Source organism: Flavobacteriales bacterium, from assembly GCA_016712535.1.
Taxonomy (GTDB): Bacteria; Bacteroidota; Bacteroidia; order Flavobacteriales_F; family PHOS-HE28; genus PHOS-HE28.
On sequence record JADJQW010000002.1, the window covers coordinates 2238313 to 2263466 of the forward strand.

The following is a 25154-nucleotide window of genomic DNA, read 5'->3' on the forward strand; positions in this document are numbered from 1 at the left end:
TACGGCAAGCCTCATACGAGCTGGGCCATGCTCCGCTACTTCCCACGCTGGCGCAAGAGCCGACTGCCCGGCGCCAGCAGTTTGCGCGACCGGCAGCCATGGATCAGCTTCGCCGCGATCGACCTGCTGAAGCACTTGGTGAAGCCCACGGATCGCGTGTTCGAATACGGCGGAGGCGGCAGCACGCTCTTCTGGTGCGATCGTGCAGCCGAGGTGGTCACCGTTGAGCATGATCCAGCGTGGTTCGCAGCACTGCAACAGGAAATGGTGAAAGGCGCTAAGGCGAAGTGGACAGGAATGCACCATCCTGCGGAACCCGGCAATGGAGCATCGCTCGACCCTTCGGACCCGTCGCATTTCGCCAGCTCTGATGAGCCCTCGGAAGGCAGGCAATTCCGCAAGTACGTTGAAGCCATCCTTGCCTACCCGGATGCCCACTTCGATATCATCCTGATCGATGGAAGGGCGCGCACTTCCTGCCTCGCTGTGAGCGTGCCCAAGCTGAAACCTGGCGGCCTGCTGATCCTGGACAATGCCGAACGAGCACATTACACGGCACGTAACGGACATGCGCTTGGGTCGCTCACTCCAGTCCTTCAGGGCATCGGCCCGGTGCCTTACGGACCCGATTTCTCCGAGACCCGCATCTACCGAAAGCACGCATGAGCACGGCACCGGTCATTGTCTTCGCCTACAATAGGCCGGTGCTGCTCCGCGAAGCCCTGCGCACCTTGGCGGCGAATGACATTGCCGCCGCGAGCGATCTGCACATCTTCTGCGACGGTCCGAAACCGGGGGCTCCCCCGGCGGGCGTGAGCGCCATTGATGAAGTGCGCGCCGTTGCCCATGGGGCCCAAGGATTCCGAAGCGTCACGGTGATCGAGGCGCCGACGAACAAGGGCCTCGCGCGGTCAGTGATCGATGGCGTGACGCGGATCATTGCCGTGCACGGCCGTGCCATCATCGTCGAGGATGATGTGGTCCTGTCCCCGCACTTCCTGCGCTTCATGAACGAGGCCCTCGATGCTTACGCTGATGATGGGCGGGTCTTCGGCATTGGAGCGTGGAACTACTTCGCCCCGGAGGAGAGGATCCAGCGCAATTTCTTCCTGCGCTATCCCGACAGCCAGGCCTGGGCCACTTGGAAGCGAGCCTGGGACCGTTTCGAGCCCGATGGCAAGGCCTTGCTTGATCATCTTGAGCGAACAGGGAAGCTGAAGGCATTCGATGGCGATGGCCGCGTGGAGATCTATTCGGAGATGCTGCGCGCGCAAGTTGAAGGGCACATCGATAGCTGGGCCATCCGTTGGACGGCGAGCTGCATCGCCGCAGGAGGGCTCTGTTACTACCCCCGTGTTTCGCTGCTGCGCAACAAGGGCATCGGCCATGGCGGCACGCATGAGACCGGCAATGACCACAATGCCGAATTGCCCATCGCTGCGGCGCCCGTTCCCGTTGAGCGGATCGATGCGGTGGAGAGCCAGGAAGCGCTCGCGCTCTGGACCCAATATGCCCAAGCCCACTTCATCGGTCGGAACGCCTCGCTGAAGACCCGCATCTGGCGTAAGCTGCCACCTGAGCTCAGGCAATGGTGGGCGCGCCGCAACAGCAGTGGCGCATCGCCTGAGCAGCTCGCCTTCGAGCCCGTGTCGCGCGCATTCGGATTCGACAGAGGGCAACCGATCGACCGTTATTACATTGAAGGATTCCTGTCTTCGAAGAAGGAATGCATCACCGGTCATGTCATGGAGATCGGCGAGGACCGGTACACCCGGCGATTCGGATCGGGCGTTGCGCAGAGCGAGGTGCTGCACTTCCAAGGCGACGCAATGGCGGGCCAGCGCATCGGCGACCTCACGCGGCACGAGAGCCTGCCGCATGGTGCAGTTGACGCCTTCATCTGCACACAGACCCTCAATTTCATCTTCGACGTGCGTGCCGCGATCGAAGGGCTGCATCGATCATTGCGGCCGGGCGGTACCGCGCTCGTCACCGTGGCCGGGCTCTGCCAGATCTCTCGGCACGATGCGGACCGATGGGGAGATTTCTGGCGCTTCACCCCGCAAGGGATCGAACGGCTCTTCGCAGAGGCATTCGGATCGGAGCGAATCACCGTGCGCGCATTCGGCAACAGCTATGCAGCAACCTGCCTGCTCAAAGGGTTCGCTGCCGAAGAGTGCGACGCACGGCTGCTCGATGCGCCTGATCCGGATTATCCGGTCGTGATCGGCATCAGCGCGACAAAGGCATGATACGCAGCGTCCTATCCCGCATCGTGCACGGATCGCCCTCGGATGAGGCGCGGCTCATCAATGAGGCCTCCGCCTTTGCGCGCCACACCCCGCACACCTTCACTTACCGCAGCCTCGCGATCGCATGCACCGATTTCCTATCCGTCGCGTGGCAGATCGCGGAGACCTTCGGTGAAGAGCGCATTCGCTTCGAGCCGCATGATCGGGCACCGCTGATCGTCGATTGCGGTGCCAACGTGGGCATAACTGCGCTGTATCAGCAGCAGCGGCATCCCCGCGCGCGGATCATCGCCTATGAGCCGGACCCGAAGGTGTTCGCGTGCTTGGAGCGCAACCTCAAAGTAAACGGAGCACAGGGCGTTGAGGCACGGCGAGCGGCGGTGTGGGTCCACAGTGATGGGGTGTCCTTCAACGGTGACGGAGCAGACGGAGGGTCGGTAAGCGAAGGCCCAGCGGCGACAGAAGTGCCATCAGTGAGGCTGCGTGAGGAGCTCCTCGCGCATGAGCGCATCGATTTGCTGAAGATCGACATCGAGGGCGCAGAGACCGATGTGCTGCTCGATTGCGGGGACGTGCTGCAGCGCGTGGACAGGGTATTCGTGGAGTACCATTCGCACGCGGCCAGGCCGCAGCGCTTGCATGAATTGCTGGCTGTCCTGTCTGCGAACGGATTCCGATACCACCTGCGCGGCATCGGCGCCGCGCCAATGCAGCCATTCCTGGTCCCGCCGGCCGCACCCATGGACCTTCAGCTCGACATCCATGCCTTCCGCTGCTGATCTGAAGCGCGCCTTGCGCCCTATGGCGCACCGCTTGCGCCAACGGGGCGACGCGCTGCTCGGCTGCAATTGCATCGTCCTGCTCTACCATCGCGTCATTGATCTGGCTACCGACCCGCAGCAGTTGGCAGTCGCTCCAGCGCGATTCGATGCTCAACTCGCCTGGCTCAAGGCGAATTGCCAGGTGCTCACGGCCGATGAGTTCGATGCGATCCTCCTGAGTGGAAAGCGATTCCCCCGCAACAGCGCGCTCATCACCTTCGACGATGGCTACGCCGACAATCACCAGCTCGCAAGGCCGATCCTGGAGCGGCACGCCTTGCAAGGCCTTTTCTACATTGCTTCCGGCTACATCGGTGCTGGACGGGAATACTGGTGGGACGAGCTGGAACGGCTTCTGATGGTGAATCCGAACCTGCCGAAGACCCTTGAATTCGATGGGCTCGAAGGTGAGTTGAACTGGAGATACGACCACCCGCCGAATGCTTCGGACATGCGCGAGCGGTATGGTTTCCTGATCGCCACACTTCGCATCCTGTCGAGCGAGGCACGCGATGCCATCCTGAGCGAAGCGCGCCTTCGACTGAATTCGCCAGAGCCGCGTTCGACGCATCTGCCCATGACCCGGGATGAGCTGCGCGCCTTCGCGTCATCCCCTTCAGTCGCAATCGGCGCGCACACCGTCGGGCACTGCGCCTTATCGAGCCGGGACGAGGATGGCCAGCGGTCAGAGATCATCGGATCGAAACTCGCGCTCGAGAAGCTCCTCGATCGCCGCATCGAGCGCTTCGCATACCCGTTCGGAACCGGTGCAGAGTTCAATGCCGTCTCCATGCGCATCTGTGAGCAGGCCGGATTCCTTCATGCAGCCGCCAATATGACGGGCATCGTCCATAAGCGCTCCCCTCGATTCGCCTTCCCCCGTGTGATCGCGCGCGACTGGGAAGCCGCGGAATTCGCGCGCCGCCTGCGACCTTTCATGCGATGATGCGCATCGTCCACCTCTGCACCAACGATTTCGGTGGAGCGGCCGTCGCAGCGATCAACCTGCATGAGGCCTTGCTCGCTCAAGGCATTGAGAGCGATCTGCTCACATTGGGCCGCACGCGCAATGATGTTCAACGGCATCATGCCATCGCCCCTTTCGAGCTTGCTGGTTCTCCCCTTCTGGCTCGTGCACGATACCATGCGCGGCGCGCGATGGAGAAGGCTGGCCTTGTTGATGACCGGAGCGTCGGCCCGGGGAATGCGAACCTGCAAGGCCGTCCATCAGGGCTTGAGATATTCTCATTGCCTTATTCCTTCTTCGATGCCGGCCGCCATCCACTGGTGCAGCGAGCGGATATCGTCCACTTGCATTGGGTGAGCCGCGGCATGATCGGGTTCGACCGCTTCTTCGCGCGATGCAGCTCCCCGATCGTGTGGACGATGCACGATATGAACCCGTTCACCGGCGGCTGCCACCATGCTGATGCGTGCCACGGATTCACACGCGAATGCCGGGATTGCCCTCAACTCGCGGATAAGAGCAAGGCGCATGGTTACTGGCGCGTGAAACAAGTTGCCCTGAAGGGCTTCCCCAAGGATCGGAAGGCCTTGGTGGCGCCATCGGAGTGGCTGGCCGCACGCGCACGGCGAAGTTCCATCCTGGCCGGCCGTGAGTGCACGGTGATCCCGAACGGTTTCGACCTGAGGACACTTAATCCGATGCCGCGCGCGCAGGCCCGCGCGGCGCTCGGCCTGCCGATGGAAGCACGCATCATCCTCTTCAGCGCTTTCGATGCCGCAAACCCGCGGAAGGGAATGCCGCTCCTGCTGAAGGCGCTCGATGAACTGGGGATCGATGCGCATCTCGTGAGCATGGGCCATCCGATGCAGGACCTGCTGGATCGACCCAGGACCACCAGCACCGGACTGCTGAATGATGCATCGCGAATCGCGATGCACTATGCGGCCGCTGACCTGTTCGTGCTGCCCTCGCTGGCAGAGAACCTGCCGAACACGATCAGTGAATCGCTGCTTTGCGGTACACCGGTCGTCGCCTTCAACGTGGGCGGCATTCCGGAGCAGGTCCATGCCGGCAACGGCCTGCTCGTAGAGGCCGGCCATGCAGTTGGCCTGCGAGACGCTATGCGGGAAGCGCTCCTTCATCCGTGGGACCGCTCATCCATTGCGGGGAGTGCAGCGGCGCGCTACGACCGGACACGGATAGCCGGCCGCTATGCACAGCTTTACAGCGACCTGCGCTCATGAGCAAGCTCGCCGTCGTCACCGTGTGCCGCAATGATCGCTCTGGGCTGGAGCGAACGCTGGCCAGTCTGAGCGAGCAGGGCTGGCAAGGCTTCGCGCATCATGTGGTTGATGGGGCCAGCAGCGATGGCAGCCTTGAGCTGATACGCGAGCAAGCCGCGCGTTTCACCACGTGGGTGAGCGAACCGGACGGTGGCGTGTACGATGCCCAGAACAAGGGTTGGCGGGCCGCCACAGCGGAGTTCGTGCTCTTCCTGAACAGCGGCGACACCCTCGCGGCACCGGATGCGCTCGAGCGTGCATTGCCTTCGTTGAATGCTGCCGTGGACATCGCCTACGGCGACGCTCATTTGAGCGATGATCGAGGGCCGTACGCGACCAAGCATCATCCTTTCCCCATCCGCAGCCCTTGGCTCATGAAGCAAGTGGTGGCGCACCAATCGCAGTTCATCCGCAGGTCGCTGCTCGAGCGCATGGGAGGGTACGATACCCAGTATCGCATCGCTGCGGACTACGCGCTCTTCGCGCGGGCCTTCTGGCAGGGCGGTTTGCGTCTGGTGAAGCTGCCCTTCGTCGTTGGCGTCTTCGATACCCGAGGCCTCAGCTCGCGAAATGATCAGGTGGAGCGCTTCGCATGGGAGCGCAAGGACATCCAGCGGCGGTTCGCCCCGCGCTTCTGGTACTTGGCCTACCACGGCTGGGCGGCCTTCAATCGCATGATCGGCCGATGAGCAGCACGCCCGAAGTCTCTATCATCATCGCAGCGCGCGATTACGGCGAGCACCTGCCAACGGCATTGGCCTCCGTATCCGCGCAGACCCTTCAGGATTGGGAGTGCATCATCGTCGATGACGCCAGCGGCGATGAGACGCCGCGCATCGTTGCTGAGGCGGTCGCGAAGGACCGGCGATTCCGGAGCATCCGGTTGGATGCGAACGTCGGCGTCTCGGCAGCGCGCAACCGGGGCATCGCCGCAGCACAGGGCCGTTATGTGCAGTTCCTCGATGCCGACGACGCCATCGCGCCGGAGAAGCTCGCCCGGCAGGCAGCGCTCCTGGATATGGATGCCGATGCAGCGATCGTGTGCTCGAACTTCACGCATTTCACCGCTGCTCCGGATTTCACGAAGCCGGGTGAGTACAGGGCCGATGAGAAGCTGCATGGATCAGGCTATGCGGTCGTCCATCGCCTCTTGAAAGGCAATGTGATCCGACTGAACACGGCGCTCGTCCGCGCCACCGCAGTCCGATCCGTGGGCGGATTCCGGGAGCAGTTCCGCGCAGTCGAGGACTGGCACTTGTGGCTCATGCTTGCTGGCATGGGCCATCGCTTCGCGTTCCTCGACGATGCGGCATGCCATTCTGCCGTTCGCGTGAACCCGCGCGGATTGAGCAAGGATGGACCGGGGATGCGGCGCTGGTATCTGCCCGTGCTGCAGGACCTCTGGGCCCATGGCTGCCTCAGCTTCATCTTGCGCATGGAGGTCCTGGTCCGCTACGCGGATTTCCTCCTCGAGCTGCGGTTGATCAAGCGTGAACCGGCGATCCTGCTCCCGCTCCGGCGCAACGCCTTCCTTCTGCAACTTGTGCCCATCACCTTGGCGCTATGCCCATTTTGGTTGGTCGCGCGACCTTTCCGCCGATGATCCACGACTGCTTCACCTTCTTCAATGAGCTGGACCTATTGGAGATCCGGCTCCGCGAACTCGACCCCGTGGTGGACCGCTTCGTGCTCGTGGAGGCGACGCTGACGCACCAAGGGAAACCGAAGCCGTTGCACTTCGCGGAGAACAAGGCCCGTTATTCGGAATGGCTGCACAAGATCCATCATGTGGTGGTTGAGCATTACCCGCCGCGCCCCGATGGCGATGGCTGGGTGTACGAGAAGCACCAGCGCAACTGCATCCTCGATGGGCTCAAGGACATATCGCCGACGGATCAAGTGATGATCAGCGATGTGGACGAGATCCCGCGCCCGGAAAAGGTGCGCGCAGCGGCTTCGAAGCGCGGGCTGCGGATCTTCCGGCAGCGCATGTACTACTACTACCTGAACTGCGTGAACGCCACGCAGCAGGGCGGCGATGACTACCGGTGGAACGGCACCGTGATGATCGATGGAGCTATGCTCCAGCGAAAGCCGCAGCACTACCGGGAGCTGGCCATGCTGCTCCAGAACACCTTCGCGCCGCCGATGGTCCGCGCGCTCTACTATTCCGTGAAGCTCCGCTGGCGGCTTTTCCGTGAAGGCATAGCGGTCACCTACCTCGACGAAGGCGGCTGGCACTTCAGCTACCTGGGAGGCGTGGACCGCATCGTGAGCAAGCTCGAGGCATTCGCCCATGCCGAGTACAACAAGCCCGAGTACAAGGACCCAGAGCGCATCCGTCGCGCGATCGAGCAGGGCGATGACATCTTCGGGCGCGGCTTCCGCTACCGCTTCGTGGCCATGGATGCGAACTGGCCGGCCGCGATCATGAGCGATACCCAGCGCTATTCGCACCTGTTCAGCGAAGCGCCGAAGCGATGAGCTCTTCCATGCGATCGCCCCAGTGCTTCCAGTTGTGGGTGGTCTCGAAGAGTCGGCGGGCGGATCGTTGCAGGTCGCTGTATGCGCTTTGGTCGGCCCACAGGGAGCGTATCACTTCCGCGTAGTCCGCCGCCGGAGCATCCGAAGGCAGCAAGCGACCATTCACGCCATCGACCAAAGCGCCGGCGATTCCTCCGGTGCGCCGCGCGATGGAAGGCAATCCGCACGCAGCCGCCTCGCAGAACACGATGCCGTAGCACTCCGCGCGCGAGGGCACGAACAGGAAATGGTGGCTCAGCATCAGCGCCTGGATCCTCCGCTCGCCATCCGGTGTGTTCTTGTCGATGAAGGGGATCACGTCGATGTGCTCCGATGCTTCGATGGGCGGGACGACACCGGCGATGGTGAGGCGAACGGGCACCCCTGCGGACCGGAGCTGCAAAACGGTCTCCAGCACCAACGGACCGCCCTTTCGTTCCCAATCGACACCGAGGAAAAGCAGCCGCAATTCGCCCGAGGGCCTTTCCCCGTGAGCTATTGCCACGCTTGGGACCGTCTTGAAGTTCGCCCCGAATGGCACTACTGCGACCTGCTCTGGCCGCGCGCCATGGTCGCGCACCGCAGAGGATGCCGCCCAATCTGAAGGGAACACGGCGAAGGCGGAGCGCTGGATGGCCGCGCTCTCATTGCGCAGGCTCTGCCGCTTTGACCAGCTCGAGAGCGCTGAGTACGGCTCGTAATAGTCGAGCATGTTCGCCAGCGTGGTATCCGAAAGGAAAATGAATGGCATGCCCAGGTCGGGTCCAGCGAGCAAGGCCGTGGCCGCTGGCGCGATCACCAGGTCCGCATGGGCACGGCGGAGACGCTCCTTCACCATCGGAGCATAATGGCGCACGAGCCGATCGCCATGGGCATAGTCAAAGCGCTTTCCGGTTGCTGCGAGCAGGGCTCGGTTCAACAGGCGCCCGCCCAGCAGCGCCGCACCGCCATCAAAAGGCCCAACGGTCAACACGTCCTCGAAGCGGCGCTGCAGCTCATCGAGCATCACGGCGTGGATGCCCGACCAGCTCCGCCGATCATGAGGGTCGGTGGTTGTGAGGAAGGCGATGCGCGGAGCGTTGTGCACGGCGGCGAAGGTGGTCAACGCTCGCGAAGCAAAGAGCGCCGGGTACCTTGCGCCGCCCATGCAACGGCCACTGGTCAGCATCATCATCGTCAGCTGCAACACCCGCTCGGTGCTGCGCGCCTGCCTGGGATCCATCAGGGCCCATGCGGGCATACCGTGCTCCGTGATCGTGGTGGACAACGCAAGCACCGATGGCAGCGGCGCCATGGTGCAAGCAGAGTTCCCGGAGGTGAACTTGATGGAGCAGCCGGAGAACCTCGGCTTCTCACCAGCGAACAACCTGGGCATCGCGCTGGCGAGCGGCGAATGGATCATCCTGTTGAATCCCGACACCGAGCTGCGGCCCGGCGCGCTTGCGGCATGGCTCGCGGCACATCAGGCGCATGGCGCAGGCATCAGCGGTCCCCGCCTTCTGAACACCGATGGCAGCTTGCAGCCCTCCGCGTGGAAGGTGCCCGGGTTGAGCAGCGCATTCCAGGAACTCATCGGTCTGCAGCGTCTGGTCGGCGGGCACGGCTATGCAGCAAGTCGGTTCGCGACGGACTTCGAGCCCGGCTTCGTTTCCGGCGCCGCCATGCTCTTCCACCGGGATTGGATCGCGCGGGTCGGCGTGTTGGACCCCGTGCTGTTCTGGTGCGAGGATACCGACCTCTGCATGCGCTTCACTGCTGCGGGCGGATCGTGCTGGTTCATCTCTGGCGCGGACATCATGCACGTCGGCGGCGAGAGCGCCAAGCGCAACCCGAATCGTGCGATACCCAACCAGTTGCTGAGCCGCATCAAGCTCGCGAAGAAGCACCGCGGCAGGGTGATCGCGGGGCTCGTGGCTGTGGTCATCGGCTTGCACATCGTCACGCGCATCATGGCCTTCGGCGTGATCAGCCTGTTGCGCGAGGAGCCTCGTGCCAATGCCTATCGGCATGCTTGGACCCGTTACTGGAACTATCTCATCCGCGGCGATCTTTCGATCTAGGGTCATTCAGCATGCAATCATCCTCCATCACCCTCCGCAACGCCGCTACCTGGGCCGTGCTCCTGGTATGCGCGCTATTGCCAATGAGCGGCGCCTGGCTCCCCGTTCCATTGGCGATCGCCATCGTGCTGCTGCTCGTGGCGGCTTGGCGGGAGCGGCCCTCGATCAACTGGCGCGTGCTCTGGCCGCTCGGCGCCCTGTACGCCCTGCACCTCATCGGCATGCTGTGGACGGACGACTTCGATTTCGGCCTCTTCGACCTGCAAGTGAAGCTTGGGCTCGTGCTGCTGCCGATCGCTGCTGCGGCTTTCATGGTGATGCAACCAATGGGCATGCACGGCGCCATGGGCGCTTTCACCTTCGGCAACCTGACGGCGATGACCTTAAGCTTGATCGAAGCGTGGCGTTGTCAGGCCCTTGGCGGCGAGGGTTGCTTCAGCCAGAGCGCGCTCTCCTTCGACCTGCATCCGAGCTACGCCGCATGGTACGCCTGCTGGTCGGTGGCCTATACGGGCCATCGGCTGGTGAGCGGTGAAGCGATGAAGCCGATCGAACGATGGTGGTGGATCGCGAGCATGGCGGCCCTTTCGGCCTTCGTGGTGCTGTTGGCCAGCAAGAGCGGCGTGATCGGACTGGCATTCGTAGCCGTTTGGCTGGGCGCGCGTGTGGTCATGCGGTATGGCGCGGCTGTGAGGATCGCTGTTTTCGCAGCCGCTTGCCTGATCGCGCTGGCCGCGATGCGCGGGGGAAGCGTGGTGATGGCCCGCATGCAAGCGGCCATGGATGCGGTTCAACTGGCGCGTGACGGCGATCCGGTCATCTACAGCAGCGAGGGCGGGAGCGAGATGCGCTTGGTGGCCTGGATCTGCAGCACGGAGCGGATCGCGAAGGACCCCATGGGCACTGGCACCGGCGACATCAAGCATGCGCTCGCCGAATGCTATGCGGCCAAGGGCGCAACCCCTGCTCTCGAGCGTAAGCTCAACAGCCACTCGCAATTCCTGCAAGGCGGCGTGGCCCTGGGCTGGCCGGGGCTGCTGCTCACCTTGGCTACAGCGTTCGTGCCTTTGGCCTTCGCCCTTCGCCGCGGGGATGCGCTCCTGTCGCTCTTCGCCCTGCTCTTCCTGCTGAATGCGGCGGTGGAATCAGTGCTGGAAGTACAGGCGGGCGTGGTCTTCTATGCGCTGATGCTTGGACTGCTCGTCGCTCGGGGCACCGCGCATGCGCATCTTGCGGGGCGAACCGATCCAACCAAGCCCGAATGATCCCATTCTCGCCCCCGCGCATCGACGACCGCACCGTGAAGGCGGTGGAAGAAGCCCTCCGTAGCGGCTGGATCACCACCGGGCCGCGCACCAAGGAATTCGAGAAGCGCTTGGCCGCCTATTGCGGCGTGGAGCGCGTGATCGCCCTGAACAGCTGGACCAACGCCTGTGAGCTGGTGCTGCGCTGGTTCGGCATCGGCCCCGGCGATGAGGTGATCGTGCCGGCCTACACCTACTGCGCCACCGCGAACATCGTGATGCATGTGGGCGCCAAGCCCGTGCTGGTGGATGTGCTCGACGACTTCACCATCGACCCCGAGGCGGTGAAGCGCGCCATGAGCCCGCGCACCAAGTGCATCATCCCGGTGGACATCGGCGGACTGCCCGCGCGCATCGGCGAGATCATGAAGATCGCCGAGGACGCCACGGGCCTCTTCACCCCGAAGCTGAACCTGCGCACCGATGGCACCAATCCGCAGATGCGGCTGGGCCGGGCGCTGGTGCTGAGCGACGCCGCGCACTCCTTCGGCGCCCGCATCGCCGGCAAGTCCTTAGGCACGCAGGCCGATATCACCGGCTTCAGCTTCCACGCCGTGAAGAACCTCACCACGGCCGAGGGCGGCGCGCTCGCCTTCAACCTGCCTGAGCCCTTTGCGGCCGACGAGCTCTATGCCTTCTTCAACACCTTCAGCCTGCACGGCCAGAGCAAGGATGCCCTGGCCAAGACGCAGCCCGGCGCCTGGCGCTACGATGTGGCCTTCCCCGGCTACAAGTGCAACATGACCGATCTGCAGGCCGCCATCGGACTGGTTGAGCTGGAGCGCTATGATGCGGAGACGCTCCCCCGCCGCAAGTCCATCTGCGCCCGTTACCACGCCGCTTTCAGCAGCGATCCGCGCTTCATCGTGCCCGTGCTGCGCGATGAGCAGCGCGAGAGCAGCTATCACTTGTACATGCTGCGCATCGCCCAGGCCTCGGAAGAGCAGCGCGACGCCATCATCACCGCCATCGCCAAGCACGGGGTGAGCGTGAACGTGCATTTCATCCCGCTGCCGTTGCTCTCCTTCTACAAGGCGCAAGGGCACGCCATCGACCGATTCCCGGGCACCTACGCGCAATACAGCCGCGAGGTCAGCCTGCCGGTGTACTTCGACCTCTCCGATGCCCAGGTGGATGAAGTGGCGGCTGCCGTGAAGGGTGCGGTGGCAGCGGTGATGACGGCGTAGCCGTTCTGGGCCAATTGCGACCTTTGGCCATGCCCGATCCCGAACGCAAGCGCTTGCCCGCCCTATTCGATGCCTTCGGCTTCGTGGTGGAGGCCAACGTGTGCGATGCGGCCACGCTGCAACCGATCGAGGCTGCGGGAGCGCTTGCGGCCACAGCGCTGCCGTCAACATCGCGGCAGCACCCGGAGCGGCAGGACCTCGGCTTGGCGCAATCCGGTGCAGGTGCCATCGCGATCAGCAGCCAGCGGCTGGCCAAACGCCCGGCCAATTGGGTGCGCAAGCTGAATGCGCTGCAGGCCGCGCTCAACCCTGTGCTCGGCGCGCGCGGAGCCCTGCTGCTGCCCGGTCCATCGCCCTTCGGGCCGTGGACCCAGGATGATGGCATGCCCGCCTGCTTCCGTTCCGGCCTTCGGCTCGATCTGCACTTCGCGCGCGAGCAGGACTTCGGACGATTGCATGCCGCTGTGCGCATGGCCCTGCCCCTGCTGCCTGCGCTGAGCGCGGCCACGCCGCTCCACGAGGGGCGCGGCTCGGGCTTCCACAGTGCGCGCCTGCGGGCCTGCCTCGATCTGTACGACCGGCATCCCACACGCGTCGGCGGCTTCATCCCCGAAGCAGTATTCGATGCGAACGACTACGACCGCGAGGTGCTCGGTCCCATCCTGCAGGCCATCGCCACATCGCGCGGAGCGGAAGCAACGGACGCGCAAGCGTTGAACCTGCGCGCGGCCACGGCCCAATTCGACACCGGCATCCTGAGCATCCACGCCATTGATGCGCAAGAGAACCCGGCTGCCGACATGGCGGTGCTCGAATTCACAATCGCGCTGCTGCGCGCATTGGTGGCTGGGCGCTGGAGCAGCAACTACCTGCAACGCGCCTGGAGCAGCGAGGACCTGATGAACGTGATGCTGAGCGCGATCCGCGACGGTTCCAGGGCCGTGATCACCAACCGCGACTACCTCTTCATGCTGGGCATGCTGAAGCAGGAACGCGCCACAGCCTCGGAAGCGCTCAAGCACCTCTTCGTGGAACTCTACGGCGAATTGAGCGAGAACGCACGCACGCACCTGGCCGTGATCATCGAGCACGGCTGCCTCGCATCGAGGATCTTGGCGAAGGCCGGCAAGCGCGCCACGCCCGAGAAGCTCCGCGCATCCCTCGCCCACTTGGCGGCTTGCCGCACTGCGGGCGCCTTCAACTAAAGGAGCATCGATCGCGCAGCGGCGCTCATCGAATGATCGCAACCGCGCCGTTCCCGGCCCGTTGCTTCCGAAAACCGCGCGCCATGAGGAATGCGAACTTCGTATGGGCCTTAGCCATGCAACTGGGCGCACAGGCCCAAGGCCCCCTCTTCCATTGGCCGCTCGACGAGAGTACTGGCAACGTGGCGCACGCCTGGGGCGGCACCAATGGCACGCTCGTGGGCGGTGTCACCTGGTCACCCACGGGCGGCCACCATCAGGGCTGCGCGCACTTCGATGGGGTCGATGATCGCATCCTGCTCGGCCCTTGCGACATCACCACCGGCAATGGCGCCTTCTCGCTCTCGCTTTGGGCCAAGGCCGATTTCATCACCGGGATGGACCGCACGCTGATGGCTAAATCAACAGGTCCGAATGCAAGCGATCAGGTCTGGGGCGTCGCCTTCGTGAGCGGCAGCGGACTGCGCTTCCGGATGCGTGCTGCGGGCAACAGCTACGCGATCAACACGGGGCCGAGCTCGCTTTTCGGCGGGCAGTGGTACCACATCGTGGGCACTTATGATGGCGCGCAGATGCGGCTCTACCTCAATGGCAGCCTCATGGGCTCCGCCAATGCGAGCGGGTTGATCGGCCTTCATCCGCAATCACCGGCATCCATCGGCGCGCTGAGCACCGGAGCGCAACCCTTCTCCGGATGGATCGACGACGTGCGCATCTACGACCAGGCGCTCAGCGCAGCGGAGGTCATGGAGCTCTTGATGGAGCAGATGACCACCTCGATCACGAGAGCACCTTCACCCGCCGTGGCTGATGGCGCGGTGAACGTGCCTGCCGGCATGCACCGGATCACGATCCACGACCAGCTGGGCCGACTGCTGCACGAAACCAGCGCACAAGGCCCTGCAATGCTGCCCTTGCCGGCCGATGCACTTGGCTTGCTGCTGATCGGCATCGAGGGCCAGGATGGCCGCACCACCGCGCGCACGGTCCTCCCCTGATGGTTCAGGCCTCCACATCCACGCGCAGCCCATCGTAGGCCAGGGCCACGTTCCCGGGCAAGCCGCGAGAGACGTCATCGTGCCGTCCGAGCAGGTGGCTGATGTGCGTGAAGTAGGCGCGCTTCGGAGCGATGCGCTCCACCATCGCCAGCGCTTCCTTCAGGTTGAGGTGCGAAACATGCTCCTCGATGCGCAGCGCGTTGAGCACGAGCGTGTCGATGCCCCGGAGCCGCTCCACTTCCTCGGCGTCGATGGTCTTCGCATCGGTGATGTAGGCCAGGCCGCCGATGCGGAAGCCGAGCACCGGCATGCGGTAGTGCATCACCTCGATCTTCTCGATCGCCACGCCGCCTGCCTCGAACGCGCGACCTGTGATCGGATGCAGGTGCAGCTCGGGCACGCCGGGGTAGCGATCAGCAGCGAAGGCGTATGCGAACGTGCTCTGGAGCGCTGAGAGCGTATGTGTGCTGGCATGGATGTCCATGGGCCGCTTCATGCGGTAGTTCAGCGCCCGCAGGTCGTCGATGCCGCCGATGTGGTCCATGTGCTCGTGGGTGAGCAGCACGGCATCGAGGTGATCCACCCGAGCGCGCAGCAATTGCTGCCGCAGGTCGGGGCCGGCATCGATCAGCAGCGCGCGTCCATCGACGCGCAACAGGGCCGACGCGCGGAGCCGACGGTCACGCGCATCGGTGCTCCGGCAAACGGCGCACGCGCAGCCGACCACCGGCACGCCTTGGCTGGTGCCGGTGCCCAAGAATTCCAACGAGACCGCAGGCATGCGGCGAAGATCGGTCCCGACGCCGCATCACAACCCGAACCGGTCCCGGAAGCCGTCCACCTTCGGCTTGTTGCTGAGTTTGTACTCGTACTCGGGGCCGTCCTTGTTATCCGGCAGCTTGCGCTTGTCGTCCTTGGCCTCGCTGATCATGGTGTTGAACTGCTGGTCGCTGCTGAAGGCGTAGAGCATGTTGCGGCTGTACTGGAAGAAGTAGTAGGTCTGGTCGTCGAGCTGGAGGAAGAGGGTGATGATGTCCCCGCTGCGCTTGCGCTCGATGTGGACCTTGCCCTTCACCGTGCGGTACACGGGCTTCTTCAGGACGGTGGCCACCCCGATGGGGCCATCGCTCACCCAGCTCTGCTCGGGGCCGTCCCAGCGCATCTTCACATCGCCCAGAACGATTGGCCGGACCAGTTCATCGGGCAGCTTCTTGATCTCGCCCTTGATGCTGAGCTCGCTGATGAGCTTGTCGCTCTTCTCCAGGCCGAGGGCCTCGCGCATGAACTTCTCGTAATAGGTCTTCCCGATGTCGAGCGCCTGCTGGTCGGGGTAGGCGATGATCTCCGCGGCCATGCGCTCCAGCGCGTTGTCGAGGAAGTGGAAGTCGGCCACCAGCACGCCGTTGCCGAACGCCTTCTTCTCCACCGTCTCATAGCGCATGGCGCCCACCATGGAAGTTCTCACGCGGCCGAGCTTCACGCCGAAGTCGATCGGGCCATCGGCCATCACCACGCAGGGCTCCACGGCCAGGCTCACGAGCGCCCCGGGCAGGTTGCGCTGGCGGATCTTGTCCTTGTTGGAGATCACGTACTCCTTGCGGCCCTTGTCATAGAAGAGCAGGCCGCGCGCGGTGATGATGTCGCGGTCGTCCTTGCTCTTGGTGCGGCTCAGGAAGGTGCCGTAGGTGCTGAAGGGATCCTCGTCGGTGAGGTGCAGGCCGGCACCGATGCGCTCACCCTGATCATCGAAGAGCGTATCCCCGACAGGGATGAAGATCTCCAGCGGGTCGATCGGCGATTCGAAGCGCATCCAGTTGCGCGCGAGTCCCTCGCAGCCATGCTGTATCCGGGTGCTTCCGCTGAAGGTGAGTTCCTTGATGCTGGCGGTGAGATGCACATCGCCGAAGAAGTCGAAGGCGGGGTTCAGCTGGAAGTCCTGCTCCGGGGCGATACGGCCCACGGCGCGCGTCTGGTAGGCTGTATCGACGCCGATGCTGAAGAGGTTGATGGGCAGCTTGCGGTTGTTCTCATCGATATAATCGATGGTGCCGGTGGCGGTGTAGCTCCGTTTGGCCTTGATGTTCGCCGTGGCGTTGTAGATGCGATGGTGCTTGGTGACGAAGTTGGCCGTGATGACCGTGTTGGTGAGCGGGTCCATTTCCGCGTTCTTGCGGATGCGGACGCGCATGCTGTCCGGGGTGATGAGCGCGTCGGCCACCTGGATGTACTGCACATCATCGGCGGTGATCAGGTGCTTCTTGAGGTCATAGCGCGCCTTGGGCGCCATGAAGTGGAGGCTGTCCTGATCGGGCCTGATGCTGATGAAGTTGGAGCCGGAGAGCTGCAGGTCCTCGGCGCCCTCGGCGGCCTTGCGGTCGCTCTCGAGGGCGATGTCGCCCTGGTCCATGAACCACTTGAAGCGGTCCATGTAGCAGATGTACTGGTTCACGGGGAACTCCACCTTCGTCTCGCTGCCGTTGCTCACGAATTCGCCGATGCGCTCGTCGAGCTTCACGGTGGCGTTCACGTTATCGGTCTTGAAGGCGATGCTGGCCGTATCGCCCTCCGTAAGGCGGAAGTCGCTCGTATCAGCATGCAGCTGCATGGTCTCGAACTGGAAGAGCTTGCTCTTGAGCGTGGCGTTGCGGAAGTCGATGAGGCCGGCGCCGGTCATGCCTTTGGGCGTGAGGTCGGTGAGGCCGTGCAGCAGGGCCTGATCGTCGTACATCACCATCGGCTTGCGGATCTGCTCCGTGCGGAGGTTGTCCTTGGCGGGCTCCAGCCGCACATACACTTGCGCCGCGGTGATGTGCGGCACCTTGCTGGGCGTGGCAGCGGCGATGTTCTCGAGCGTATCAGCGCGGCCCAGGGTGCTGTCGGGGGTGAAGATGAGCTGCTTGCTCGTGAGCCGGGTGGTGAGGTACTCCATGTCACCATTGCCTTGCAGGCCGCGGCTGTTGAGCGTGACGGTGCTGGTGAACTTCGCCTTCTTGCCATAGAGCGGCAAGCCAGGATCGCCGGTGGGCTTCACGAAGCCGAGGGCATAATCGGTCTGCAGCCGCAAGGGCTCGCGGATGTCGGGGAAGATCCCGCCGCTCACGAGCGTGCCGCTGAAGTGGAGGCCTGCATTGCTGAAGTTGTCGAGTGAATCGAGCTTGAAGGGATCGCTGCGGTAATAGAAGCGGTCTCGGCCGTAGGCGCCGCGCTGGATGCTCCGCTTGTCGTAGTAGACATAGCTCTCGCGTGAGCTGGAGAAGATGGGGAACTGCGGGTACTTCTCCTGCTGCCGGCCGCTCTTGTTGCTGGGTGCATCGATCTCGAGGGTCCCGCTCACCTGCTCCAGGACGTTCTTCACGCGTACCAGCGTGTGCTGGCCCTCGCTGTTGGGCTCGAAGCTGCTGGCCATGAAGCTCACGCTGTCCACGTTGACCAGGTCGATGGTGAAGGGGTCGTAGTGGAAGTAGTACTCCTTGCCGTAGTACTGGAGGCGGCCCGCCTTGATGCTCCCGGCGAAGGTGAAGTCGCGGTTCTTCTTGATGGTGATGGTCTTCTCGGCCGGATAGATGCGCACATCCTGCGAGTCGCTCATCAGGATCACGCTCACGCCCTTCATGGTGAGGTCATTGTTGAGCAGGTTGATCGTGGCGTTCACGTTGTCATCGACGGTGCTGTTGAACTGCAGCGCATCGTAGTCCTGCTTGCCGGCGTTGTTGAGGATGTGCTGGCGAAGGCGCGGCTGCACCACCACCCATTCGGTCTCGGGGTCGTAATTGAGGTAACCCTTGTTGTGCATGTCGATGAGCAGGGGCACCACGGTGGTCTTCTGCATCTTGCTGAACACCGCGAACTCCTGCGCAAGGAAACGGCCATCGTTCTGCTTGCTGAAATCGTTGAGGCGAGCGAGCGGGTGCACGTTATCGATGCCGAGCATGCCCATGTATCGCTTGTCGCGGAAGTAGTCGAAGCTCTCGAAGCTGGCCTTGTTCTGGCTGGTGCCGCTGAGGTTGCCGATCTGCAGCACCGGATCGCCCTGTTTCCAGGTGAGCACCTCGAAGTACATGTCGACCTGGTGGTAGGTGTTGTAGAAGGGCGCCTTGCCCAAGCCCTGGTCCTTCTTGATCAGCGAGAGCTGCCGCTTGTCACGCAGGAACCGCAGGCTGGCGCTCTGGTGCCAGAGGCTGTCCTTCTCCATGCGCACGCGCAAGGCGACCTCATCGCTGGTGATCCGGTCGGGGTCGATGCTGAAGCGCTGCCCGCTGGTGACGATGAAGGGCCGCTTGTCCCTGTAGAAGGTGAGGTAGGCGGGCTCTTCCTTGGTGCCGTAGCCCTGCAGCTTGGCGCCTTGCATGCTGAAGCCGCCCTCGAAATCGATGCCTTCGACGATCTCGCGGATCTTCATACGGCGGTCGTAGCTCTCGAAGCGCGGATAGCTGGCGCTGCCCTCATCCACATTGGCCAGCAGCTTCTCGGAGAGCTTCCCGGTCAGCGTCTTCGGGAAGTAGGGGTCATTGAACTGGACGGTGTCCACCTCGAAGGCCGCGGTCTTGGTGCGCAAGGTGTACGCGTGGTCCCATTCAGCATACGTTGCTGTCGGCTTCAATCCTGCGCGCTGCCATGTGACCTTGCCCCCCCTGCCCCTCCACGCTTCCTGCGTGGGCAAGTAGGTGCCGCTGGTGCCCAGGATCACGCTGCTGTCCCCTTTGGCAATGCAGACCAGGTCCGTCTTGGCGAAAGTGATCAAGGGGACGCTATCGAAGGCGAAGGCGAAGTCCTTGCTGCGCGCCTTCCATGTCACGCTCGCGCTCTTCACCAACGCGCCTTCGCGGAAGAGCCCTGCGCAGGTGGTCACGAAGGCCTGCACGTTCTGCTTGCGCGCGCCTTGCACCAGCTTGTCCATGCCCTGCATCCACGCATCGAATCCGTTGCATTGCGGCCCGTGGCCGGGAACGCCGCCACGCAATCGAGGTAATCACGGAAGCCGGGGAAGGCATCGAAGCGCTTCTTGAGCATGAAGTTGGCCACCTCAGCGACCTTGATCCGTTGACGCTCGCTGAAATAGGCGCCGTTCCATGCCGGGGCGAAGACCTCTTCCATGAAAGGCTTGCCTTCTTTCTTGTCCACAGTCACCATGAAGGCCGAGACCTCCTGAAGGAAAAGGGCCTGGTCTGATGAAAAGGGTTTTTGCTGAGCAATGGCGGAAGGAGCAAGAAGCAGCAAGCTGATCGCCGCGAAGGGTCGGGATCCTTGACCTTGCGCCTTGAGTCTGGTGGATAGCTTCATGGTTTCCGGCATCCGAGCAACGCCCACTCCCCTTCCTGCAAGCGCTCGGCAAGCACCAGGCCGCACTCTTTCGCGCGTTGCGCCAGCATGTGGCGGTCGCCGGGCACGAAGCCGCTGAGGAACAGTGCTCCGCCTGGCTTGAGCGCGTCGCTCATCTGCGGCATGGCTTCGAGGAGGATGTTGCGTTCGATGTTGGCCAAAATTGCATCGAAGCGCAGGCCCTGCAACGAGGAGGCGTCGCCCTTTTCCACAGTGATGCGGGCACAACCGTTCAGCCCGCTATTCTGCCGGGCATTCTCCACCGCGCCGGGGTCGTTGTCGATGGCCAGAACCTGTTCCGCGCCCATGCGCTCGGCCAGGATGGCCAGGACACCGGTACCGCATCCGAGATCGCACACCGCCTTTCCCTGCCATTCAAGCGCCAGCATCGCCTGCACCATCATGCGGGTGGTGGCGTGGTGACCAGTGCCGAAGGCCATGCGCGGCGTGATGATCAACTCATGCATGAAGCCGGGCTTGCTCTCGTGGAAATCCGCGCGGATCCGCACAGCGCCATCGACCTCCACGGGTCGGAAGCTGCTCTCCCACACCGCGTTCCAATTGCGGTCGGCGATCACTTCTGCATCCCAGGTCACGGTGGCGTGCGGATCACGGAGGCTCAGGAGCTCGCGCAGCCTCGCTTCGGAGAAACGGTCGCTGCGGATCCACGCCCTCAATTCACCGCTGGCGCCCTTGGGGTCCGTGAAGCCTTCTTCAAAGCTCTCGAAGCCGATGTCCGCGAGCTCCGCCATGAGCAGGTCGCGCCAGGGATCCGGCGGTGAGATGAGGAAGGTGAGTTGGGTGTGAGGCACTTGAGGTCCGTGGGATTGATGGTTGTCCCGGGCAAAGCGCGGGATGACAAAGCTGGTCGGAGGTTGAAGGCATGCGTCAACGCGATTCGAATCAGCCCTTCGTCGATCGACCAGCGATCCGGATCAGCTCCAGGAACTGCTCCTCCACGAGCGATGCGCCGCCGATCAGGCCGCCATTCACATCGGGCTGCGCGAAGAGGCTGTCCGCATTGGTCGGGTTGCAGCTGCCGCCATAGAGGATGGGCACGCGCTCGGCTACCGGGGCGCCGTGCATGTGCAGCAGCGCGCGGATGTGCGCATGCATCTCCTGCGCCTGCTCTTTGCTGGCGGTGAGCCCGGTGCCGATGGCCCATACCGGCTCATAGGCGATCACGATCCGCGCCAGCTCGGCATTGCTGAACCGCGCCAAGGCTCCCTTCATCTGCTCGGTGACCACATCGAAATGGCGCCCGCTGGTCCGCTCCTCCTGATTCTCGCCGCAGCAGAAGATCGGCGTGAGGCCCTGCGTGAGCAGCGCGGCCGCCTTTTCCCCGATCACCGCGTCGCTTTCGCCGAAGTACTGCCTGCGCTCGCTATGCCCTACGATGCAGGCTTTCACGCCAAAGCTCTTCAGCATGGTGGCGCTCACCTCGCCCGTGTAAGCGCCCTTCTCCGCTTGATGGCAATTCTGCGCGGCAACGATGATGCGGGTGCCTTCGCATTTCGCGACAGCCATGGCTAAAAACGGGAAAGGCGGCGCGATGATCACCTCCACCTCGGGAGCGATGCCACCTGCATGTTCCACCACGGCCGATACCAGCGCCTCAGCGCTCACTCGGTCCGTGTTCATCTTCCAATTGCCCGCTACGATGGTGCGCATAAGGAGTGATTGAGGTCGGCAAAGATGGGCGCCGCAGTGAATGGGGGGCAGTACCGGAATAGTGCTCACCGCGTTGTGCACGTAACCGGCCTCGAGCTGTCGGCCCCACTCCTATCTTCACGACATGGGCTACATGGGCTTCGGCATGAAGAAGGAGGCGTACAGCCGTCCGCCGCGAAGGCACATGGCTTATCTGAAGCCTTATCTCAGCAAGGAGAAGAGCAAGGACGAGGCATCAACGAGGCGCACTGGCCCATGGAAGCGCCGATTCCAAGAGCAGCCACGCGCACTGCTTCCGCCTCGAATCGCGCAGGTCATCGCCGTGACCGTTGCATTGGCAGTGGCTGGTACACTCGTGGCACTCTTGGTGAAATTCCTCATCCATATTCTGGATCCGAAGAACGTCATGTTCTGACCCACACGCCCGGGGGGCGCCTTGCATGAGAAAACACCCTAGGATCTCCTTCGCTTCAACTCTTGGATATCGAGAAGGTCCTTCGGGCGCGCCGATCTCAGCTTGCTTTCGATCAGGTCGCTGAACGATAGAACATGGCACTTCATCATGGGTTCTCCTGCCAGATCTTGTTGTTCAGCCCTGGACCATGCTTCTTCAAAGGAGAAGCCTGGCCGCAAGAAGGTCACTACTTCGACGTCCAGGCCGGGTGTCATTTCAAGGTGATGTTCTGCTCGCCTTGGCTGACCTTCTCCGGGAATGCCTCAACATCAAATCCGATGCTCCGCAATGCAGCTGCGAGCCGATCGAAATTCGCGGGCGTTGGCTCCATCCGGAAATCGAGGTCAGGTGATTGCCTCTGATAGCCGTGGAAGTTCACCGCCCCGCCTCCGATCAGCAGCATCCGCACGCCATGCCCGTTCGCGGCGCGCAGGAATTGGGTCACCTCTTCACCGAAGTGCATCGTGCTTCTTCTCGATCACGAAGTTGCCCTTCCTCCTGCCGCGATCGGGGTCCTCGTTCTCGCGACCATCGAAACTGCGCAGGAACCACTCCAGCCGGTCACCGGGGGTCAGCGCCATGAACTCACGCTCCCGGCGCGCATTGGCCTCTTCCTTGGTCTCGAAGCGGATGCGCTTGTCCATGTCGTCTACGCCACCTTCAACGCGTTCTCCACCTTTTCCTTCAGGAGCGCGTGCTTCACCACTTCGATCATCTCGGTGACGTAGGTGAAGCGCATGCCCTTGGTGTAGCGCGCATCGATGTCCTCGATGTCCTTGCGGTTGTCGGCGCTGAGGATGATCTCCTTGATGCCCGCGCGCTTGGCGGCGAGGATCTTCTCCTTGATGCCGCCCACGGGGAGCACTCGGCCGCGCAGGGTGATCTCGCCGGTCATGGCCGTGAACTTGCGCACCTTCTGCTGGGTGAATGCGCTGGCGATGCTGGTGAGCATGGTAATGCCGGCTGAGGGGCCATCCTTCGGAGTGGCGCCTTCGGGCACGTGCACGTGCACATTCCAGCGCTTGAACACTTCGGGGTCGAGGCCGATGATGTCGCTGTGGGCCTTGGTGTACTCGAGGGCGATCACGGCGCTCTCCTTCATCACGTCGCCGAGGTTGCCGGTGAGGGTGAGCTTGCCCTCGCCCTTGGTGATGCTGGTCTCGATGAAGAGGATGTCGCCGCCGGTGGGCGTCCAGGCCAGTCCGGTGACCACGCCGGCCACATCGTTGCCCTGATACTTGTCGCGGGCGTGGCTGGGGCCGTAGATCCTCGGCAGGTCATCGATCCCGATCTGCAGGCTGTGCTTCTGCTTGAGGGCGATCTGCTTGGCGCGGTAGCGCACCAGCTTGGCGATGCGCTTCTCCAGGGTGCGCACTCCGCTCTCATCGGTGTATTGCTCAATGATGGCTTCGAGCAGGCCGGGGGCGAGCTTGAGCTGCTTGGGCTTGATGCCGTTCTCCTTGAACTGCTTGGGCAGCAGGTGGCGCAAGGCGATCTCGACCTTCTCCTCCTCGGTGTAGCCGTTCACCTCGATGATCTCCATGCGGTCGCGAAGGGCCGGGTGGATGCTGCTGAGGCTGTTGGCCGTGGCCACGAACATCACGCGGCTCAGGTCGTACTCGATCTCCACGAAGTTGTCGTGGAAGGCGTTGTTCTGCTCGGGGTCGAGCACTTCGAGCAGCGCGCTGGCGGGGTCTCCCTGGTTGCTGCGGCCCACCTTGTCGATCTCGTCGAGCACGAAGAGCGGGTTGCTGGTGCCGGCCTTCTTCATGCTCTGGATCAGGCGGCCGGGCATGGCGCCGATGTAGGTCTTGCGGTGGCCGCGGATCTCGGCCTCATCGTGCAGGCCGCCCAGGCTCATGCGCACGTACTTGCGGCCGAGGGCTTCGGCCATGCTCTTGCCGAGGCTGGTCTTGCCCACGCCGGGAGGACCGTACAGGCAGATGATGGGCGCCTTCATGTCGCCCTTGAGCTTGAGCACGGCCAAGTGCTCGATGATGCGCTCCTTCACCTTGTCGAGACCGAAATGGTCGCGGTCGAGGATCTTCTGCGCGTGCTTCAGGTCGAACTTGTCGACGCTGTACTCGCCCCAGGGCAATTCCAGCAGCAGCTGCACGTAGTTGTACTGCACGCTGAACTCCGCGCCGGCCGGGTTCATGCGCTGGAGCTTGGTGAGCTCCTTCTCGAAGACCTCCCCCACTTTCTTGCTCCACTTCTTCAGGGCCGCCTTGCCACGCATGTCGAAGATCTCCTGCTCGATGGGGTTGCCGCCCAGCTCATCCTGGATGGTCTTCATCTGCTGGTGCAGGAAATACTCGCGCTGCTGACGGTCCACCTCGGTGCGCACCTTGCTCTGGATCTCGTTCTTCATCTGCAGCATCTGCAGCTCCTTGGTGAGGTGCGCCAGCAGCAGCGAGGCGCGCTCACGGAGGTCGGCCACCTCGAGCATCTTCTGCTTCTCGGCGACATCCGCATTCATGTTGCTGCTGATGAAATTCACCAGGAAGGAGGGCGAATCGATGTTCTTGATGGCGAACTGCGCCTCGGTGGGGATGTGCGGGCTCTGCTTGATGATCTCGAGCGAGAGGTCCTTCAGCGAGCTCACCAGCGCCGCGAAGCTCTTGTCGTCCTTGGCGGGGCGGATCTCCTCGAACTCCTTCACGCGTGCCGTGAAGTAGGGATCCAGCTTCACCATCTCGATCACCTCGAAGCGCTTCTTGCCCTGGATGATCGCTGTGGTGCTTCCATCAGGCATGCGCAACATGCGGATGATGGTGGCGATCGTACCCACCTTATTGAGGTCATCGGCGCGGGGCTCTTCGATCTGGCTGTCCTTCTGGCTCACCACGCCCAGTGTGCGGTTGCCGCGGTACACATCCTGGATGAGCCGGATGCTGCGGTCGCGGCCCACGGTGATGGGAATGACCACGCCGGGGAAGAGCACGGTGTTGCGCAAGGGAAGGATGGGCAATTCAGGCGGCGTGCTCTCCGCATTCATCTGCTCCTCATCCTCGGCGGTGATGAGGGGGATGAGCTCGGTCTCGTTCTCGATGGCCTCGCTGCTGAACATGTCGGGGCCGCTATGGAGGATGTCGTTCATCGACGGATTG

23 protein-coding genes are annotated in these 25154 nt (G+C 63.2%); 14 read left to right on the forward strand and 9 right to left on the reverse strand.

All coding sequences use genetic code 11. The features are described 5' to 3' along the window. Nucleotides 1–27 precede the first annotated feature (27 nt). The 8 genes from IPK70_09400 to IPK70_09435 are packed head-to-tail and all read left to right on the forward strand — an operon-like array spanning nt 28 to nt 7807. Nucleotides 28–666, forward strand: coding sequence for a hypothetical protein (locus IPK70_09400; protein ID MBK8227373.1), 639 nt, complete (start codon nt 28–30; stop codon nt 664–666). Beyond that, a complete protein-coding gene (locus IPK70_09405; GenBank protein MBK8227374.1) occupies nt 663–2252 on the forward strand; it encodes a hypothetical protein in 1590 nt (529 codons plus the stop codon). Before IPK70_09400 ends, IPK70_09405 begins: the two co-directional genes overlap by 4 nt. Beyond that, complete coding sequence (locus IPK70_09410) at nt 2249–3031, forward strand: FkbM family methyltransferase (GenBank protein ID MBK8227375.1); 783 nt, start codon at nt 2249–2251, stop codon at nt 3029–3031. Before IPK70_09405 ends, IPK70_09410 begins: the two co-directional genes overlap by 4 nt. After that, entirely contained in the window at nt 3015–4019 is a 1005-nt protein-coding gene (locus tag IPK70_09415) for a polysaccharide deacetylase family protein (GenBank protein ID MBK8227376.1), read from the forward strand. The genes IPK70_09410 and IPK70_09415 overlap by 17 nt, the downstream gene beginning before the upstream one ends. Then, nucleotides 4016–5284 (forward strand): glycosyltransferase, encoded by a 1269-nt coding sequence (locus tag IPK70_09420; protein ID MBK8227377.1) that lies wholly within the window; start codon nt 4016–4018, stop codon nt 5282–5284. Before IPK70_09415 ends, IPK70_09420 begins: the two co-directional genes overlap by 4 nt. Further along, nucleotides 5281–6012, forward strand: a complete 732-nt coding sequence (locus IPK70_09425; GenBank protein ID MBK8227378.1) for a glycosyltransferase — start codon at nt 5281–5283, stop codon at nt 6010–6012. Before IPK70_09420 ends, IPK70_09425 begins: the two co-directional genes overlap by 4 nt. Continuing rightward, nucleotides 6009–6926, forward strand: a complete 918-nt coding sequence (locus IPK70_09430; protein ID MBK8227379.1) for a glycosyltransferase family 2 protein — start codon at nt 6009–6011, stop codon at nt 6924–6926. Before IPK70_09425 ends, IPK70_09430 begins: the two co-directional genes overlap by 4 nt. Next, nucleotides 6923–7807: a hypothetical protein gene (locus IPK70_09435; protein MBK8227380.1), complete on the forward strand. Its 885-nt coding sequence runs from the start codon at nt 6923–6925 to the stop codon at nt 7805–7807. The genes IPK70_09430 and IPK70_09435 overlap by 4 nt, the downstream gene beginning before the upstream one ends. On the opposite strand, the gene IPK70_09440 is transcribed toward IPK70_09435, so the two are convergent. Next, nucleotides 7785–8951 carry a glycosyltransferase family 4 protein gene (locus tag IPK70_09440; GenBank protein MBK8227381.1) on the reverse strand — a complete coding sequence of 389 codons (1167 nt, stop codon included), beginning with the start codon at nt 8949–8951 and terminating at the stop codon, nt 7785–7787. The genes IPK70_09435 and IPK70_09440 overlap by 23 nt on opposite strands. Before the next feature lie 40 nt (nt 8952–8991). On the opposite strand from IPK70_09440, the gene IPK70_09445 reads away from it, so the two are divergent. The 5 genes from IPK70_09445 (at nt 8992) to IPK70_09465 (ending at nt 14600) form a co-directional block, all read left to right on the forward strand. Continuing rightward, on the forward strand, nt 8992–9906 hold the full coding sequence (locus IPK70_09445; GenBank protein MBK8227382.1) for a glycosyltransferase family 2 protein: 915 nt from the start codon (nt 8992–8994) through the stop codon (nt 9904–9906). 11 nt (nt 9907–9917) lie between these two features. After that, nucleotides 9918–11171: an O-antigen ligase family protein gene (locus IPK70_09450; protein MBK8227383.1), complete on the forward strand. Its 1254-nt coding sequence runs from the start codon at nt 9918–9920 to the stop codon at nt 11169–11171. After that, nucleotides 11168–12397 (forward strand): DegT/DnrJ/EryC1/StrS family aminotransferase, encoded by a 1230-nt coding sequence (locus tag IPK70_09455; GenBank protein ID MBK8227384.1) that lies wholly within the window; start codon nt 11168–11170, stop codon nt 12395–12397. Before IPK70_09450 ends, IPK70_09455 begins: the two co-directional genes overlap by 4 nt. Nucleotides 12398–12426: 29 nt before the next feature. After that, nucleotides 12427–13602: a hypothetical protein gene (locus IPK70_09460; GenBank protein ID MBK8227385.1), complete on the forward strand. Its 1176-nt coding sequence runs from the start codon at nt 12427–12429 to the stop codon at nt 13600–13602. Nucleotides 13603–13685: 83 nt separating this feature from the next. Continuing rightward, complete coding sequence (locus IPK70_09465) at nt 13686–14600, forward strand: LamG domain-containing protein (protein ID MBK8227386.1); 915 nt, start codon at nt 13686–13688, stop codon at nt 14598–14600. 4 nt (nt 14601–14604) lie between these two features. Here IPK70_09465 and IPK70_09470 read toward each other — a convergent pair whose 3' ends face one another. The 5 genes from IPK70_09470 to IPK70_09490 form a co-directional block, all read right to left on the reverse strand. Next, entirely contained in the window at nt 14605–15381 is a 777-nt protein-coding gene (locus tag IPK70_09470) for an MBL fold metallo-hydrolase (GenBank protein ID MBK8227387.1), read from the reverse strand. Nucleotides 15382–15408: 27 nt separating this feature from the next. Further along, entirely contained in the window at nt 15409–19497 is a 4089-nt protein-coding gene (locus IPK70_09475; protein MBK8227388.1) for a hypothetical protein, read from the reverse strand. Further along, on the reverse strand, nt 19446–19880 hold the full coding sequence (locus tag IPK70_09480) for a hypothetical protein (GenBank protein ID MBK8227389.1): 435 nt from the start codon (nt 19878–19880) through the stop codon (nt 19446–19448). The genes IPK70_09475 and IPK70_09480 overlap by 52 nt, the downstream gene beginning before the upstream one ends. Further along, the gene (gene prmA / locus IPK70_09485; protein ID MBK8227390.1) at nt 19877–20731 is read right to left on the reverse strand and encodes a 50S ribosomal protein L11 methyltransferase; all 855 of its coding nucleotides are present in this window, start codon (nt 20729–20731) and stop codon (nt 19877–19879) included. Before prmA ends, IPK70_09480 begins: the two co-directional genes overlap by 4 nt. A gap of 91 nt (nt 20732–20822) precedes the next feature. Beyond that, nucleotides 20823–21590, reverse strand: coding sequence for a triose-phosphate isomerase (locus IPK70_09490; GenBank protein ID MBK8227391.1), 768 nt, complete (start codon nt 21588–21590; stop codon nt 20823–20825). A gap of 124 nt (nt 21591–21714) precedes the next feature. Here IPK70_09490 and IPK70_09495 point away from each other — a divergent pair, with 124 nt between their 5' ends. Beyond that, entirely contained in the window at nt 21715–22005 is a 291-nt protein-coding gene (locus IPK70_09495) for a hypothetical protein (GenBank protein MBK8227392.1), read from the forward strand. A gap of 250 nt (nt 22006–22255) precedes the next feature. Here IPK70_09495 and IPK70_09500 read toward each other — a convergent pair whose 3' ends face one another. From IPK70_09500 to lon, 3 genes are read right to left on the reverse strand one after another with little or no spacing between them, the layout of a single operon-like run. Next, nucleotides 22256–22489, reverse strand: a complete 234-nt coding sequence (locus IPK70_09500; GenBank protein MBK8227393.1) for a hypothetical protein — start codon at nt 22487–22489, stop codon at nt 22256–22258. A 4-nt stretch (nt 22490–22493) separates the two neighbouring features. Next, nucleotides 22494–22688: a hypothetical protein gene (locus IPK70_09505; GenBank protein MBK8227394.1), complete on the reverse strand. Its 195-nt coding sequence runs from the start codon at nt 22686–22688 to the stop codon at nt 22494–22496. Nucleotides 22689–22693: 5 nt separating this feature from the next. After that, nucleotides 22694–25144: an endopeptidase La gene (lon, locus tag IPK70_09510; protein MBK8227395.1), complete on the reverse strand. Its 2451-nt coding sequence runs from the start codon at nt 25142–25144 to the stop codon at nt 22694–22696. Between the last annotated feature and the right edge of the window lie 10 nt (nt 25145–25154).

Bases quoted from the DNA above. Each gene is read 5' to 3' on its own strand.
- IPK70_09400 (MBK8227373.1), top strand. From the start codon at position 28: ATGCTCCGCTACTTCCCACGCTGGCGCAAGAGCCGACTGCCCGGCGCC.
- IPK70_09405 (MBK8227374.1), top strand. From the start codon at position 663: ATGAGCACGGCACCGGTCATTGTCTTCGCCTACAATAGGCCGGTGCTG.
- IPK70_09410 (MBK8227375.1), top strand. From the start codon at position 2,249: ATGATACGCAGCGTCCTATCCCGCATCGTGCACGGATCGCCCTCGGAT.
- IPK70_09415 (MBK8227376.1), top strand. From the start codon at position 3,015: ATGCCTTCCGCTGCTGATCTGAAGCGCGCCTTGCGCCCTATGGCGCAC.
- IPK70_09420 (MBK8227377.1), top strand. From the start codon at position 4,016: ATGATGCGCATCGTCCACCTCTGCACCAACGATTTCGGTGGAGCGGCC.
- IPK70_09425 (MBK8227378.1), top strand. From the start codon at position 5,281: ATGAGCAAGCTCGCCGTCGTCACCGTGTGCCGCAATGATCGCTCTGGG.
- IPK70_09430 (MBK8227379.1), top strand. From the start codon at position 6,009: ATGAGCAGCACGCCCGAAGTCTCTATCATCATCGCAGCGCGCGATTAC.
- IPK70_09435 (MBK8227380.1), top strand. From the start codon at position 6,923: ATGATCCACGACTGCTTCACCTTCTTCAATGAGCTGGACCTATTGGAG.
- IPK70_09445 (MBK8227382.1), top strand. From the start codon at position 8,992: ATGCAACGGCCACTGGTCAGCATCATCATCGTCAGCTGCAACACCCGC.
- IPK70_09450 (MBK8227383.1), top strand. From the start codon at position 9,918: ATGCAATCATCCTCCATCACCCTCCGCAACGCCGCTACCTGGGCCGTG.
- IPK70_09455 (MBK8227384.1), top strand. From the start codon at position 11,168: ATGATCCCATTCTCGCCCCCGCGCATCGACGACCGCACCGTGAAGGCG.
- IPK70_09460 (MBK8227385.1), top strand. From the start codon at position 12,427: ATGCCCGATCCCGAACGCAAGCGCTTGCCCGCCCTATTCGATGCCTTC.
- IPK70_09465 (MBK8227386.1), top strand. From the start codon at position 13,686: ATGAGGAATGCGAACTTCGTATGGGCCTTAGCCATGCAACTGGGCGCA.
- IPK70_09470 (MBK8227387.1), bottom strand. From the start codon at position 15,381: ATGCCTGCGGTCTCGTTGGAATTCTTGGGCACCGGCACCAGCCAAGGC.
- IPK70_09475 (MBK8227388.1), bottom strand. From the start codon at position 19,497: ATGGACAAGCTGGTGCAAGGCGCGCGCAAGCAGAACGTGCAGGCCTTC.
- IPK70_09480 (MBK8227389.1), bottom strand. From the start codon at position 19,880: ATGAAGCTATCCACCAGACTCAAGGCGCAAGGTCAAGGATCCCGACCC.
- IPK70_09490 (MBK8227391.1), bottom strand. From the start codon at position 21,590: ATGCGCACCATCGTAGCGGGCAATTGGAAGATGAACACGGACCGAGTG.
- IPK70_09495 (MBK8227392.1), top strand. From the start codon at position 21,715: ATGGGCTACATGGGCTTCGGCATGAAGAAGGAGGCGTACAGCCGTCCG.
- IPK70_09505 (MBK8227394.1), bottom strand. From the start codon at position 22,688: ATGGACAAGCGCATCCGCTTCGAGACCAAGGAAGAGGCCAATGCGCGC.
- lon (MBK8227395.1), bottom strand. From the start codon at position 25,144: ATGAACGACATCCTCCATAGCGGCCCCGACATGTTCAGCAGCGAGGCC.